Origin of the sequence: Paraburkholderia sp. HC6.4b, assembly GCF_014200875.1 — a bacterium.
Lineage (GTDB): Bacteria > Pseudomonadota > Gammaproteobacteria > Burkholderiales > Burkholderiaceae > Paraburkholderia > Paraburkholderia tuberum.
In genome coordinates this window covers 18,109-31,662 of sequence record NZ_JACHDC010000009.1, presented here as the reverse complement: position 1 = coordinate 31,662, position 13,554 = coordinate 18,109, and the positions used below count along the sequence as shown (strand labels likewise).

Annotated in this window: 12 protein-coding genes; 4 read left to right on the top strand and 8 right to left on the bottom strand. The window is 60.1% G+C overall.

Going from position 1 to position 13,554, the window contains the following annotated elements; translation table 11 throughout:
* Window positions 1-131: 131 nt before the first annotated feature.
* From HDG34_RS15195 to HDG34_RS15185, 3 genes are all read left to right on the top strand, one after another.
* Complete coding sequence (locus HDG34_RS15195) at window positions 132-1,154, top strand: DNA-binding protein (protein WP_184061073.1); 1,023 nt, start codon at window positions 132-134, stop codon at window positions 1,152-1,154.
* Entirely contained in the window at window positions 1,151-1,354 is a 204-nt protein-coding gene (locus HDG34_RS15190; RefSeq protein ID WP_184061072.1) for a hypothetical protein, read from the top strand. Before HDG34_RS15195 ends, HDG34_RS15190 begins: the two co-directional genes overlap by 4 nt.
* A 66-nt stretch (window positions 1,355-1,420) precedes the next feature.
* Window positions 1,421-2,353 carry a TraB/GumN family protein gene (locus HDG34_RS15185; RefSeq protein ID WP_184061071.1) on the top strand — a complete coding sequence of 311 codons (933 nt, stop codon included), beginning with the start codon at window positions 1,421-1,423 and terminating at the stop codon, window positions 2,351-2,353.
* 27 nt (window positions 2,354-2,380) lie between these two features.
* On the opposite strand, the gene HDG34_RS15180 is transcribed toward HDG34_RS15185, so the two are convergent.
* Together HDG34_RS15180 and nhaA are read right to left on the bottom strand one after the other, a co-directional pair.
* Window positions 2,381-2,890 carry a hypothetical protein gene (locus HDG34_RS15180; RefSeq protein WP_184061070.1) on the bottom strand — a complete coding sequence of 170 codons (510 nt, stop codon included), beginning with the start codon at window positions 2,888-2,890 and terminating at the stop codon, window positions 2,381-2,383.
* A 31-nt stretch (window positions 2,891-2,921) separates the two neighbouring features.
* Window positions 2,922-4,277 carry a Na+/H+ antiporter NhaA gene (gene nhaA, locus HDG34_RS15175; RefSeq protein WP_184061069.1) on the bottom strand — a complete coding sequence of 452 codons (1,356 nt, stop codon included), beginning with the start codon at window positions 4,275-4,277 and terminating at the stop codon, window positions 2,922-2,924.
* A gap of 256 nt (window positions 4,278-4,533) precedes the next feature.
* Here nhaA and HDG34_RS15170 point away from each other — a divergent pair, with 256 nt between their 5' ends.
* Window positions 4,534-5,016 (top strand): hypothetical protein, encoded by a 483-nt coding sequence (locus HDG34_RS15170; RefSeq protein ID WP_184061068.1) that lies wholly within the window; start codon window positions 4,534-4,536, stop codon window positions 5,014-5,016.
* A 54-nt stretch (window positions 5,017-5,070) separates the two neighbouring features.
* On the opposite strand, the gene HDG34_RS15165 is transcribed toward HDG34_RS15170, so the two are convergent.
* From HDG34_RS15165 to HDG34_RS15140, 6 genes are all read right to left on the bottom strand, one after another.
* Window positions 5,071-5,514: a hypothetical protein gene (locus HDG34_RS15165; RefSeq protein WP_184061067.1), complete on the bottom strand. Its 444-nt coding sequence runs from the start codon at window positions 5,512-5,514 to the stop codon at window positions 5,071-5,073.
* Window positions 5,515-5,539: 25 nt separating this feature from the next.
* Complete coding sequence (locus HDG34_RS15160; RefSeq protein WP_184061066.1) at window positions 5,540-5,953, bottom strand: hypothetical protein; 414 nt, start codon at window positions 5,951-5,953, stop codon at window positions 5,540-5,542.
* 143 nt (window positions 5,954-6,096) lie between these two features.
* Complete coding sequence (locus HDG34_RS15155; RefSeq protein ID WP_184061065.1) at window positions 6,097-8,076, bottom strand: hypothetical protein; 1,980 nt, start codon at window positions 8,074-8,076, stop codon at window positions 6,097-6,099.
* 70 nt (window positions 8,077-8,146) lie between these two features.
* Window positions 8,147-9,841, bottom strand: coding sequence for a hypothetical protein (locus HDG34_RS15150; RefSeq protein ID WP_184061064.1), 1,695 nt, complete (start codon window positions 9,839-9,841; stop codon window positions 8,147-8,149).
* A gap of 3 nt (window positions 9,842-9,844) precedes the next feature.
* Window positions 9,845-11,020, bottom strand: coding sequence for a hypothetical protein (locus HDG34_RS15145; protein ID WP_184061063.1), 1,176 nt, complete (start codon window positions 11,018-11,020; stop codon window positions 9,845-9,847).
* Between the two features lie 280 nt (window positions 11,021-11,300).
* Window positions 11,301-13,514, bottom strand: a complete 2,214-nt coding sequence (locus HDG34_RS15140; RefSeq protein WP_184061062.1) for a hypothetical protein — start codon at window positions 13,512-13,514, stop codon at window positions 11,301-11,303.
* Between the last annotated feature and the right edge of the window lie 40 nt (window positions 13,515-13,554).

Genomic DNA, 13,554 nt, shown 5'->3' with positions numbered 1-13,554 from the left:
GGCGATTCTCGCACCCGGCGCGAAAATATTCAACATTATAGGAATAATGTCAAAATTAAGCACAAAAATAGTAGATATCTACGGTATTACGTTGTAATATTTGTGCATCGCTAACCGCCTGGTTTTTTGCCATGTCCGCCGCCATCGCCGACGAAACGAGCCTCACAGCCGAAATCGACCGCCTGAAGATCCAGTTCCCCAAAACCCGCGAGCTGTACCGCGAGGCCTGTGCGCTGCTGTTCTTCCGATTCGGCCAGCAGCCGACCGCGAACCGCCTCTACCAGCTCGTGCGCCGCGGCAGCATGAGCACACCCGTCGCGGTGCTTCAGGAGTTCTGGGCAGATCTGCGCGAAAAGAGCCGCGTGCGCGTCGAGCACGCCGACCTGCCCGATGATCTGCAGGATGTCGCCGGGGAGCTCGTCGCCGTGCTCTGGAAGCGCGCCACCGGGGCTGCGCACGAGGCGCTCGAGGCGCTGCGCATCGAGGTCGAGGAGGGCAGGCTCGCAGCCGAGGCGTCGGTCGCCGCCACGCGCGTGGACCTTGAACGCACCGAAACCGCGCTCGAACAGCGCACCGCCGCGCTGCTCGCCGAGCAGGTCCGCGTCCAGGCGCTCGAACAGACACAGGCGGCGGCCGAAGCCGCTCGCGGTGCGCTCGAAGAGGAAATCGCCCGGCTGCAGCAGGCAGGTCGCGAGCGCGACACCGCGCTTGCACAGGCGCGCGCCGACTTCGCCGCAGAACTCGAGAAGCAGCGGGCGAGCACGGCTCAGGCCGAAACGCGACTGCAGGCGACCGAGAAGCGTGCGCTGCTCGAAATCGAACGTGAGCGCAGCGCGACTGCGCGCGTGCAGCACGATTTCGCAGAAGCACAGAAGCGCGCGGCTGCCGATGCAAAGCGCACGCACGCCGAGATCCATCTGCTGCAGGGGCAGCTGGGCGATCTGCGTCATCAGGCGGGCATGCTCGAAGGGCAGTTGGGCGCCTTGCGGATAAGCCATTCCGCCCAGACCCAGGAACTCGAAGCCCTGCGGCTCAAAGCCGGCACCGCACCAACGGCCCCGCGCGTCTCAGGGCGCGCTGCCCGTGGCCGGGGCGCAGCTGCCGGTGCCATCAAACCTGGGCGTACTGCGCGCAAGGCAGGTACGAAGGCATGAACAAGCCGCGGCGGAGACAACGCAAGGCGGTCTGCCCGAAGATCAACGCACTGATGCGCTACGGTGACCGGGTCGTGCGCGTGGTGGCCGAAGCGCGCGGCCAGCGCGTGATCATCGAATCACGCGACGAGGAGGGACGGGTGTTCCGTAGCGCTGTGAAGTGGAGCAATCTCAATGCGTTACCCGCCCGGCTGTTCTGAGGCAGTGCCCGGAACGCATCATTTCATCCGATAATGGCTGCGCATTCAACAAACAGGACTGCATGTATGAATCAGCTCGCTCGCCTGGCAGTAACGATCGGGCTTGTCACAGCCAGCATCACAATGGCCAGAGCCGGCGAGAGTGTCCCCGCGCTGCAGGTGACCGCGCCAGATGGCGCAACCAGTGTGCTCGTCCCGGATGTGCACATTCCCTATCCGGGCCTGCACCAACCGTTAGCGTCCGCGCTTCAGGGTCGTGCACGCCTTGTCATCGAAAGCTCGGTCACCCAGGGACCGCAGCCGCAGCCGCAGGGCTTGCCTGAAGTCCTCGCTCCGAACGCCTATGCGAGTCTCATGACCAGGGGGAAACTGGAGCGGGCGCCGTGGGCGAGCTCGCTGTCCGACGACGACGTGGGCCGCCTCAGACACCTCGGTCAGTGCACGCGCCCGGCCGTCAACGGTGATGCAATCGACCTGATGCTGGCGATGAAAAGCGCGGCCGGCGCTGTATCAGTGGCAGCCCAGCGCTGCGTTGCTCCCGGCCAGCTCTCCCGTGACGAGATCTTTGCGCAGGCTGCCACCCGATATGGCGTGCCTGTCGAAACGCTCGAAACGCAGGTGGCGGTCGACGCACAGCGCAAGGCCGTGCCGGATCGCATCTATGAAGAGCAACTACACATGGCACTGGACCCGCACGTTGAGCGCGGGTATGTCGCGACGGTCAGCGCGGTCAACCGCGGCGACTACGACGCGGTGCTCAAGGAGCAGGACGAAGGCTATGCCGATCCGGCCGACGCTGCGATGTTCTACCGGCTCATGGTGGAAACGCGCAACCAAGCATGGATGGCACCGCTTCAGCAATTCCTCAATCAGGGAAACGCACTCGTGCTGGTCGGAGCCGAACATCTCGCCGGCGACGCTGGCCTGCTCCACCTCCTGGAACAGGCGGGCTACACCATCAGGCCAGTGACATTGCCAGCCGACCCCACGCAGGGGTGAAGCTCGTCGAGCGCCCGTATCCGCGCATCAGCCAGGGCGGGCGTACTGTTGAACGAGCCTGTCCAGGTTTGCCCGTGCAATCGGCTCCAGATCCGCAAACTCCACCGATCCGAAGAGTGTGGTGCACTGCTGCAAGCCCTGAAGCGCCTGGAGCCGTCCAGCCCGGAAGGCTTCAGATGGCGCATCCGGATCCTGCCCCCACTCGCGCGCGATCTCGCGGTCGTATGCGAGGAGCCGCGTCGCCGGCGCCGCCAGAATGGCGAGGTCTGCGTCAAGAAAGAGCTGTGTCGCCCGTCGCAGGATAAGATCGGCCATGAGCTGCTCAGGTACCCGATGGAGTTTCGTCGCCACAATAAAATATCCGGCAAGCAGCACGTGCTCGGCGTGGATTCGCCGCCAGTTACCTGAGCAGTGCTCGCGCACAACTGCGGCAAGCCATTGCGCGCTGCGAGACTCGTTCTCCGCATAGTCCGGCAGTGCGAGCAGCCTGGATTTCTTTCGCCGCTGGTGCGTGCTGACAGGCTTGTCGCGACTCATCACGATCGTTCATTGATGCGCGCGCGGACCTCTAGTCGGCAGTTCGGCGTGCGCCGAAGACGCCCCACACAAGGCCTATGGCACCCGCCAGAAATGAACCCGCGAGTATGCCCAGCTTGGCGACATTCAGTAGCTGGTCATCGGTGAATGCCAGCGTCGCGATAAAGATCGACATGGTGAAGCCAATGCCCGCCAGCAGCGCAATCAGCCCGACCCCGCGCCAGGTCATGTCTGCCGGCAGTCTGCAAAGTTTCAGCCTGACGAGAATCCACGTGACGCCAAAGACGCCCAACGGTTTGCCGGCCACAAGTGCCACCGCGACGCCGAGCGCAACCCACTGCGCGCCGTGCTGTGAAAGATCGATGCCATCGATGGTCACGCCGGCGTTCGCTAGCGCGAAGAGCGGCATGATGCCGTACGCAACCCAGGGGTGCAGCGCCCATTGCACCCTGACGACGGGAGGGAGCAGTTCGCGTTGCGCAACGCGCAGTGTCTGCAATGGTCTGGCGATCCGATCGGCATGATTGCGGCCGTGTTCCTGCGTGCTAACGTCGTTCACGTCGTGCGTGGCACGCGACAATTCGACGAGCACCCGCTCACGCCCACGCATCGGCAGAACTGGTGCGAGCAGTCCGAGGATGACGCCCGCGAGCGTGGGATGGACTCCGCTAATCAGCAGGCCCGTCCAGACGGCTGCACCTGGCACGATGTACGCCGGCGCGGCGGCGATACCGGTCTGCCTCATCACAAGCACACCGACGATCCCCGCAGCGGCAAGGACGAAGCCGCTGTAATCGAGTCCGGAGGAATAGAACATCGCGATAATCAGCACGGCAATGATGTCGTCGACAATGGCGAGCGTAAGCAGAAAGACGCGCACGCTGCCGGGAATCGAACGTCCAAGCAGCGCCAATACGCCGATGGCGAACGCGATGTCCGTAGCCGTTGGGATTGCCCAACCGTTAGCGGCATTGGAACCTTGATTTACCGCGAGGAAGATGATGGCGGGGGCCGTGACGCCGCCTACCGCCGCCGCTAGCGGCAATGTCGCCTGGCGAATATCGCTCAGTGCGCCGTCATGGATCTCACGCCTGATTTCCATCCCGACCACGAGGAAGAACACGGTCATCAGCGCGTCGTTGATATAGAAGTGCACTGACTTCGTGAAAGCGAATTCGCCAACGCCAAGCGTGACGGGCAAATCCCAAAGCGCGTGGTAGCCATGAGCGAAAGGCGAGTTGGCCCAGACGAGCGCGATTAGAGCCGCCGCCAGCAGGATGATGCCGCTAGCAGCTTCAACGTGAAGGAAATGTTCGAGGGCCGTGAAGGCTTTGCGCGCGATGCGCAATGGACGGGAAAAATTATCGGCGGACGGGTTCTGTGACATAGGCGCGTAAGGTCCTGCGTGGCGGCCCGACCAGCGCAGATAGCCTGTCTCACCACAACACGCGGCTGACACCCTTTCTTGATTTTACCTCACGCTCCAGGGATGGTCGATCTGCCTCGCAGACAGTCCGGAACTCGCCGCGAGGGCCCCGAAGTATCCGCCCGCCTCATGCGACAGCCTCGGCAACGACGATACCGACCCGCGGCACGTCTGGTTTGGCGTCTTCGAAAGCACCGCCGCCGGCGCGCCCAGGCTCGTGGCGCGAACCGAATCGCCCGTCTCCACACCGACCGACTGGTACGACACAAACATCGATCTCCCGGTCAGCCTTGACGCACGTGACGCAGGAAACTCACTGGACGCCATGCCGATGAACTGGTCGCGCTTCGATCTAGCTGCGTATCAGCTGCGCACGGGCGAATACGCGTTCGGCGTGCGAGCAGGATGGAGCGAGGGTTATGCCGGGGATGGAGCGGATTTCGAAGCGCTCTATCTCTTCGTGATTGACGATAAGACGCTGCATGTGGTTTTCGCCGAGCCGATGGCCTTCGACAAGATGCTCGCGGGCGAATGGCACAAGGACGGCACACGCAGTCACGATGTCTCAGACGCGGCGAACGCGCTCACGGTCCTTCCATCCATGACCGATGGCTATCACGATCTCCAGCTCCGGGAAAAGGCCGGGGGAAAATGGCGGCGCACGTTCAAATGGTCAGCAGAGCAACAGCGCTACCATTGATTATCCAGCAGGGCGTACCCCCGTCTTTCCCGAGCCGGAACGACGCGCGCGACTTTACGCGGTGCGCGTCAGCATGCAGAGATCACGAAAGATACGCCATTGCTGCTCATAGCCCTGCAGTTCCCCGACTGGCCGGGCCGGCTCTGCGGCCGACTCCCGTTTGCGCTCGCGTCGCACCCACAGAATTGGCCCCTTGCTTGCCCCCTGGTAATTCTGCCAGAGGACGCCCGTGTCCTGCGCAGTTTGGATCATCATGCGTGTAGCCGACATCGTCCAGCCAAGCCTGGCGGCCAGAGCGTCAGTCGAGTAATTCTCGTCAAGCGTCATCACTGCAAGCAGGGCGGCGACTTCTGCACCCCCTGCCTGACATCCGGTCCTCGTCACAGCACACCTCCTTGAGAACTGGTTTCCCGGTTTGCTGCCGGAATCCCCCAAAAAAAATGAAAACAAAGGTACTGCCCGTCCTTCCCATTGAAAGTTGGGAAGGACGTTCTGCACTTCGCACTACCTGTTCCGTCGCCAGTCAGACCTGCTCTTGAACGGCTTCAGCCTCCATTGACTTGTCCGCTACCTGTGCGGCATCTTCGGCGCTCACGCCCGGATCAACGTCGTCGGAATCTCCCGTTCCGTAGACGATGTGTCCAAGATCGAGGTGATCGGGATTGTCCGCGATGAGCGAACCGACCTCCTCAACGCACGCCTGCTGCTTCACGTTGATGGGCGTCGCGAACAGTTCCGGGCGCGAGACCCGCAAGGCATCGAGCATGGTCGGGATCCTGCCGACATGCGCCGCCCTTTCACCTTGCGGCGAAGAAACCGTCACCCCGGTAAAGCCCGCGTCGGAGAGCGCACCTTGCACAACTCCGTAGACCACCGTATTGGCATCAATGGATCCGCCCTGGACAATGACTTCCAGCGGATCTCCCTCCACGTTCATGATTGCACTCCTTGTCAAATTGCAAATCCCGGGAATCCAGCACCAGATTACTGGCATGAATCGTCATTTCACTTCCCGAACTCCATCCACACCTCCGGCCATCTGCCGGAGGTCGAATGTTCTTCCCAACCGATATGTACTACTTACTTTAAAAGCCGCACGACATATCCCTCATCGTCAGCAAGGAAGGCAGTACCGATTTCGATGATCTTCCCATCGGTCGTCTGCAACAGGTAATGCTCCAGGTTATGGCCCACAACCCGCGCCTCCTCGACGATATCCCGCACGATCTGGTAGAAGACTGGTACCGCGTGCCTCGTGACAAGCGCGGCCGTGTCGCTGGCCCATTCGACGGCCAGTTCGTGTGACGTGCAGTTCACGAATGTCAGGCTCGACCACGACGACATGAACGTCAGCTTCGGTCTGTCCAGACCCTCCGGCCAGGAATCGCACAAACCGTCCGTGATAAAAGCCTGGTTATCCCCGGGCGTTTCCCGATAGATCGCTGCGATCAGGGTGCGCTGGTGCCGCTCCAGCGCCTCGACCATCGCTGCCCCGTGGGACTGGCGCAACATCTGCAGCAGCGCTTCCAGATCTTCCGTGAACGAATCGATCGAGGTTTCGCGCAGTCCCAGATTCAACGCCAGAACCCGATTGACGAGGCGGGTAGCGCGGTCGTTGGCCTTGTGCCAGAGACTTTCCGATACCACGCCATACTGGTCGTCGAGCGTCCTGCGCAGATTCCTGAACGTCCCTGCAGTTCTGAGCGACTCGACAAAATCGCTTTCATCCTCGTCGCCGACCGCAATGTCGTACACATCACCATATACGCGGAAGATCCCGGGCCGGTCTCCGCTTTCCGCCGAGGCCTGCCACTCGATGGCTGCCTGCAGCCAGACGGCCTCCAGCGACGATTCCTCGATGACCGCCTCCTTCACGCGTGTACAGACCTCCGGCACTGCTTCTTCCTCGCGCGCCTGTCGTTCCTGCCTGATTTCCTTCAGCCCCTGCTGCAGGCGATCGGCGACCCGCTCGCGGTCATCAAGGTCGAGCGCCGGAGGAATCGGACCGAAAACACTCTTCGTCCTGTGACGATCGTAATCCATGTCATCCCCGCGGTTCCTGAGAACGGCCAGCACATCGCCCCCCGCCAGTTTCTGGTAGAAGAGCTGGTGCGCATCCGGGTCGTAGATGGGGTGATACAACTGATCGCGGAATGGAAACCACACGAGCGCGGTTTCATTGATGTCCTCAAGCGGACCATCCTTATGTGCTGGCTTTTCTTCGATTACGGCATTCATTGTGCGATTTCCCTGCGACGTCGACCCGTTCACATGCGCATATCGCGGCATTGACGTGTCGGACAGGTTGGAGAACCGGCTGCTGAATATCTCGCCGGACCGTGGAGCAGTGGATTGCGGCGACTGGACGCCACCGAAAAGTTGCGCCGAGGCATCATGCACACCGTCGTAACGGGCCGGGTACCCCGCCGGCACCGGCTGACGGTCCAGTGCCGGATAGATGTCCGGGAAGCCGCCCGGGCGCGCAGGCGGCACAGCCATCCTGTCATATCCTGGTGACCGGATACCCGGCTGGCCCGGCGAAATCTGCTGATAGCCAAACCGTCTTCGATACTCCTTGATCGCCTCGGTGATCCTTTCGAATTCCCGTATATGGCCGTTCACCACTTCGGCGCTTTGCGCATTCAGATAGTGGCCGAGTTGCGGATAGAGCTTGGTCATCGATGCCGTCATCAATTCGATGAGATTCCTCACCGCATCATCGAGTATTGCTTCCACCTGGATGCCTGGCTGGCTCACAACCGTGACAACCACGTAGTCAAGAATGCCTTGAACCAGCGCAGTGAATTCCTCGTTGGCGAAATTGTTTCTGGCAAAGAGGTTGAAGAAGAATACGCGTAGCGGATTACTCTGGGCCTGCTCCTGAATCACATTCGCGCTCAAGCCGGCGACGATCCGCACGTAGCTGTACATCCAGGATTCGATTTCGACCCTGGGAACGTACGGGGGATCCTGGATGGAAAACCGCAGAAAACCCTGTTCCAGTGCCTGCGGACTCACTGGCAATGAATGAGGCGCGGTTTGGGAAAGCGTGGAATACATGAAAATTGGTTCCTTGAAAAATCTGTTACTCGCCTGGTGGAATCGGATTGATACCGAAAGCGAAGGGGATTTATCTGGAGCGCGTAATCTCGCCCTGAATACGTTCAAGCATTGCAATAAATTTCGGGTTACGCAGAACGCGTCCTGATGGGTCGAGTTGCAGCCATGGGCTCAGGCGACGGTCCCCGGTGGGTCCTGACTTTGGCAGGTTGCTGTAGCCACCCACCTCCGCCATGGAGACGTGCAGAAACTTCGTGGGATCATCCAGCGCCGTCCGTTTTTTCCGCCCACCCTGCCTCGAGCTGTCCGACTGCGGTACCAGCACACCGGTGATCTTGAGCGCCTTGTTGTCTCCTGAGCTCGACTGCGGTGTCACCTCCGGATGCTGCCGGGTAATGCGGTAGATCAGCCCGGTCATGATGGTATTTCGCATCCGGTCTTCGACGTCCTTGCGCGTGAGATCCTTCTTTTCGACGGACGTGACTTTATAATAAAGCCCCATAATGGCTCTCGTGATGTCCTGTAACACAAAATACAGAACTGAAAGCTCCTTGTCGTACATGCTGTTGATGTGACCTGCACCTTCAAAAATCCATTCACTGATTTTCTCAACTACAACGGCGAAAAACTGATACAGGTCGGAAACCGGCATGCCAATTGCGTTGAATTTTTTCAGCACGAAGCTATCGACATATTCATCAAGCGATTTAAAATGTTTGTTTATTTCGTCTGCGAGCACACCCTCTGGCATGTCGCCGGAAAACAGGACATGCCCCATCAGCAGGATCCACGTGCGCGTGTTGTCCCTCCATGCCGGTGTCAAATTGTTCACATACTCAGGCAGCACCCGCGACGGAAAATGATCGACAACGTAGAAAAGGCCACCGATGAGATTTCGCACCATGAGCCTCGTGTATTCCTCGCGCCTGACTGCAATGCGTAGCCGCGATGGCTCATAGAGAGATTTCAGGAATCCCTTTGGCTTGAACTGCCGGCTGCGACAGATCACCCACGCATCGGGCGGATATTGCTCCTCGGTGATCTCGGTACCACCGACGACCGGCGTGCATCCTGCGAACAGTTCGAACGTCCTGACGAGGCCATACTTGCAGAACAAATAGTGCGCCATGGTCGAATGCATCTTCACCGTCGGCTGAACGTTCTTCATCTTCTTCTGCGTGTTGTGATACACGAGCGACCACGCGACGCTCGCCTGGTCGACGCGGCCATTGGCCACGAAGTAGTGCGTCACGCGCCTGAACGTCAGCAGATCGCGCAGCAGTCGCACGAAAACGCTTTCAGCGCCCACACTGATGATCGGGTCCGACAGCACAGGGGAGATGAAGAACCGCTTGCCTCTGAGCATGATGCTTCCCGCTTCACCCACGAACGGCAGATACATGCTGCGTTCGATTTCTTCATCCCGAAACCTGAAACGGAACTTCACCAGATAGAGATCTGATCGCGCGATATCGATCGTCCGTCTGCTGTTGCCCTGCTTGCGCGATGCCTCGCCATATTCTTCCGGTGGGGCGCACACACGACACCCTTCGTACGTCAGCCACTCCGGAAAACCCTTCGCAGCCGCACGAAACACCGAATCGATGTAATTGATGACGTGCACCTGCTGCATGTGCTCGACCGCGATGCCGTTCGCAATCACCGGATTCAGACGCGGCGTATGCGCATCGATCAGTCTTTCAATTTCGGGGTCGATTTTCTCTCTCCCTGCCGGTTCCGGCACATTTGCTGCCCTGATTACCAATTATTACTTCGCCTGCAACCTGGCTGTTTTATAGGTCAACCACGCAAGCGCGACCGCACTCAGGATTCCTGGCATCTGCTTGAGCCAGTCGTTGATTTCCTTCCTCCTTTCGGCGTTCTGTTTTGCCTCCAGCAACTGCTGCTCGTAATAGAAGCGTGCACGCTCGGCCTCCTGCCTGCTGCGGCGCGTTTCCTCCTCGAAGGCGAACTGCCGCCGTTCCAGCTCTTCCTGGAACTTCGCCTTCTCACGCTCCCATGCCTGCTGCTTTTCCTGGTGTGCGACCTGCTGCTCCTTCAGTTCATATTTCGCCCGTGCCAGTTTTTCTTCCTGCCCGGCAAGCTCCTGCTTCTGCTTCGTCTCCCGATCACCACAATGTTTCGCATCCGCGTAAGTTTTATACAGTTCAAGCGCTTCATCGGCTTCCTCGAATCCGTAGCGCCGCCACCCGATCTGGTCGGTCTGGCGCGGGTGCGTAAATGGTTTTTGACGGGCGAGCCAGACACCATTTTCCCGGGTCGGATCCCGTGCACTTCTAATGCGGTGTACGGAACCATTGCGGTTGATGAACCGGTCGCCGTTGGTGCCTGCGTTGTCCACGATCCTGATGCTTTCGAAGAACGCGTGCTCGTCAGCTGCCTGCGTGCACGAGTGCAGCTCTGCAAGAACTCGCCCCGTCTCGCTAAACGGATGCGGGCCCGCATCTATTCCAGGATAGACGGAAATAACAATGTCGCTATCGTTTTCGTAAATCTCTCCCCTATGTCGGTTCAAATCTTCCAGCGACACCGACAACTCGCACCGGAACGTGATCCAGTGGTCATGCGGTTCAACTCTCTGGCGTTGCACGCATTCGCGCAGGGCGATAACGCTTTTCGTCTCGTGCTCGTGACCGTTCTTGAGCGCTTGCATCAAACGCGTTTGCAGACTTCGGTGCACAAGCCAGTCCGTCTGGATCACAAAGGTCGATCGCGAGGCGTCTGGAAGGGGTGGCAATTCCACACACAGACCGTTGCGCTCAATAACGGTCACAGTCTGCGGTAAATAGTTAAAATACCTTGTTCTCTTTTCGAATTTCTCGTGCTGCTGACTGGCATACAGCTCGTTGCGCCCCACGACAGAAAACACGGGTGTTCCGTACCACGTGTCGGGGACAAAGTGGTCGCTCTGGTCAAAACTCATTCGCTGGTTCGGACGCGTTCATTTCGATTCCCTGACTTGAACAGCATGACTTCCCTGTTCTGCAAGTGCGCCGTGACAGCGGCGCTCAGGACAGTGATATATCGTCGAAGAATTCTTCGTTATCAGACCCCGGCGGGCATAAAGGCAGGCCTGAGGCCTGCCTGGATATCCGACACCGGCAACTGCAACGGCGGCAAAAAACGAAGCCCGCCGCGGCCACGTGGCCGAAGCGGGCACGAGCCCCGGGACAGGATATGCGTAACGCATAACGATGCATCGTTCACGCCACCGTGCGCATGTTCACCGGCACCTTCGAGGTCGCCGCGGCAGTGATACCTGAGACATCGATCACGCCGAGGACCGCGAGGTTGTTGATATGCAGGTAGGAAGGCTGTACTGTCAGCTCCTTGGACTGCGCGCCGTTGCGCACCATCGGCAGCACCACCGTCGTCTCCGGTTTCCACGCCATGTTTCCGAAATGCAGTGGATTCGGAACGCCAGCCGTCTCGGACGAGAAGTCGCCGAACGACAGAACGATCCTGCCCGACATGCGCTCGTTGAGCGTCGAGACAACCTTCGTGTCGAACGCAATGCCCATCGTGCGCAGGTCGCCGGTCGTCATCAGATATCGTGCAATATACGGATCCGTCCCGATCACGACAGTCGGTACCGGCGCCACGCCACCGGCACGTGCATCCGCGGCGGCCTTGTAGCCCGACTGCACGTAGAGCGTGTAGGCCATGTCGCGAATCTCGTTGACGAGCGCCGCCTGGACGTCCGCTGCGCGCTGGTGAGCCGAGAGCGAATCGAGGCTCGAGTCGACCTGCAGCTCGCGATACATGAACGCCGGCTGGATGATGAACGCCGACACCCCAAGGATCGCCGGCGTGTCCAGCGGGTTGTTCGGCACTGGGGTCGTATTCAGTGCACTGGTTGTCTCGGCCAGCAGATCGCGCAGCCTGAAAATCGCATCGACCGCGTCGTTGCTGGTCATGATGCGTGTGGCCGTGATCAGCGCCGCGAGGTCGCTCGAATCATTGACATCGCCCACCTGCATCGGGCGTGGAATCGTGATCGGTGCGTGCAGCGGAACCGTGTACACCTGGCTGAAGAAGTTGGTATTCAGCAGCTTGCCGCGTTGGCGGCGGTTGCTGTTGGTGCGCCGCGCGTCGATGTCGTACCCGATGACCGTCGCGTCGTCGAAAAGGGCGGCGAGCGTGGCGCCTGTGCCGGCCGTCAGATCGAGCACCTTGTCCGTCGTATCCTTGATCGCATTCAGTCGTACCGTCGAAGCATTCAACGAGATGTCGCCGGTTTCGAGCACCACCTTGCCGAAGACGTCCATGCCGATACGGGCCTCGTAGCCCTGCGAAAGAACCGGCGCCAGAATGGTTGACTGACCGCCATCAGCGAGTACCGTGTTCGGCCCGACAAGCAGCGTCTCGCTGTCGAACTGCAGGTTCATCTCCCGGTAGTAGCCCTGCACCGCGAAGTTGAACGTCGCGCGTTGCATGGCACCGGTACGGAACTTCACCACTTCGTTCGTCCCGCCGCTTGTGAACTCGACGTACACGGCGTCGAGCACGACGTTGGTGTCGAGTGCGTCGGTGATATCCATCAGGCCGCTGTCAAGCGTCGACTCGGTCTGCGAGATGTTGACGAGCGAGAACTTCTTCCCAATCGCCAGCGGCGCAGTGTTGGACGCACTGCCGTCGGTGAGTAGCACGCTGTAGGGAGCAACGAGCGCCGGGTCGACGAAGTATTTTGCGGAGTCGTCACGCACCACGGGTATGACCTTCGTGATGTCGTTGCGTAGCAGGTCCGGATAGATCACCGCCTGCACGATGTTGCGCCGGTTGAAGTTGTTCGACGCGTCGCCAGAGATCGGCCGGCGGATATCGTTGCTGATTTCGATCAGCCGGATCGAGACGGTGTAGCCCACCTGATCGTTACCGACCACGACGGTTGGATAGAACGCCTCGCCGAACTCGTCCTGGCGGGCAGCCATCATGTTGTAGGCCACCATATAGACGACAGCGTTCCTGTTCTCCTTTTCGTCGTAGGCTTCCAGCGCGGGCTGGATGCGCTCGTAGAAGAACTCGCCGGTCTCGGGTGAGAGGTAGTTCACACTCTCGGTCGACACGCGTTCGTGCCGGATCGGCTGATGCAGCGCCGCAGCGATGTCGCCCGAGAGCATCCCCGCGGCGCCGGCCGCGTCCCGCTGTGCCTGAGTCAGTTCGCGGGCGAGCCCGAGCTCCGTCACGATGGTCTCAAGCGCCGTGTTGAGCCCGTCGAGTGTGTTGTTCAGTTCGATCTGCACCGAAGAGTCGATGCTTTCCAGAGCAAGTGCTGCGCGCGTCATCTGGTTCGACGCGAATGCGCAGCCGCGCTCGTGCTGTTCACCACGAAGTGACTCGATCAGACGATCGAGCTGCGAAACCGGCAGCGCGCCATTGCGACCCTTGTTCCGGAAGAGGGTGGTTGCGTAGGTCATCTGGAATCCTGACTATCACGATTAAAGGGAGGCTACCGGG

Bases quoted from the DNA above. Each gene is read 5' to 3' on its own strand.
- HDG34_RS15190 (WP_184061072.1), top strand. From the start codon at position 1,151: ATGAACAAGCCGCGGCGGAGACAACGCAAGGCGGTCTGCCCGAAGATC.
- nhaA (WP_184061069.1), bottom strand. From the start codon at position 4,277: ATGTCACAGAACCCGTCCGCCGATAATTTTTCCCGTCCATTGCGCATC.
- HDG34_RS15185 (WP_184061071.1), top strand. From the start codon at position 1,421: ATGAATCAGCTCGCTCGCCTGGCAGTAACGATCGGGCTTGTCACAGCC.
- HDG34_RS15180 (WP_184061070.1), bottom strand. From the start codon at position 2,890: ATGAGTCGCGACAAGCCTGTCAGCACGCACCAGCGGCGAAAGAAATCC.
- HDG34_RS15155 (WP_184061065.1), bottom strand. From the start codon at position 8,076: ATGTATTCCACGCTTTCCCAAACCGCGCCTCATTCATTGCCAGTGAGT.
- HDG34_RS15195 (WP_184061073.1), top strand. From the start codon at position 132: ATGTCCGCCGCCATCGCCGACGAAACGAGCCTCACAGCCGAAATCGAC.
- HDG34_RS15140 (WP_184061062.1), bottom strand. From the start codon at position 13,514: ATGACCTACGCAACCACCCTCTTCCGGAACAAGGGTCGCAATGGCGCG.
- HDG34_RS15145 (WP_184061063.1), bottom strand. From the start codon at position 11,020: ATGAGTTTTGACCAGAGCGACCACTTTGTCCCCGACACGTGGTACGGA.
- HDG34_RS15160 (WP_184061066.1), bottom strand. From the start codon at position 5,953: ATGAACGTGGAGGGAGATCCGCTGGAAGTCATTGTCCAGGGCGGATCC.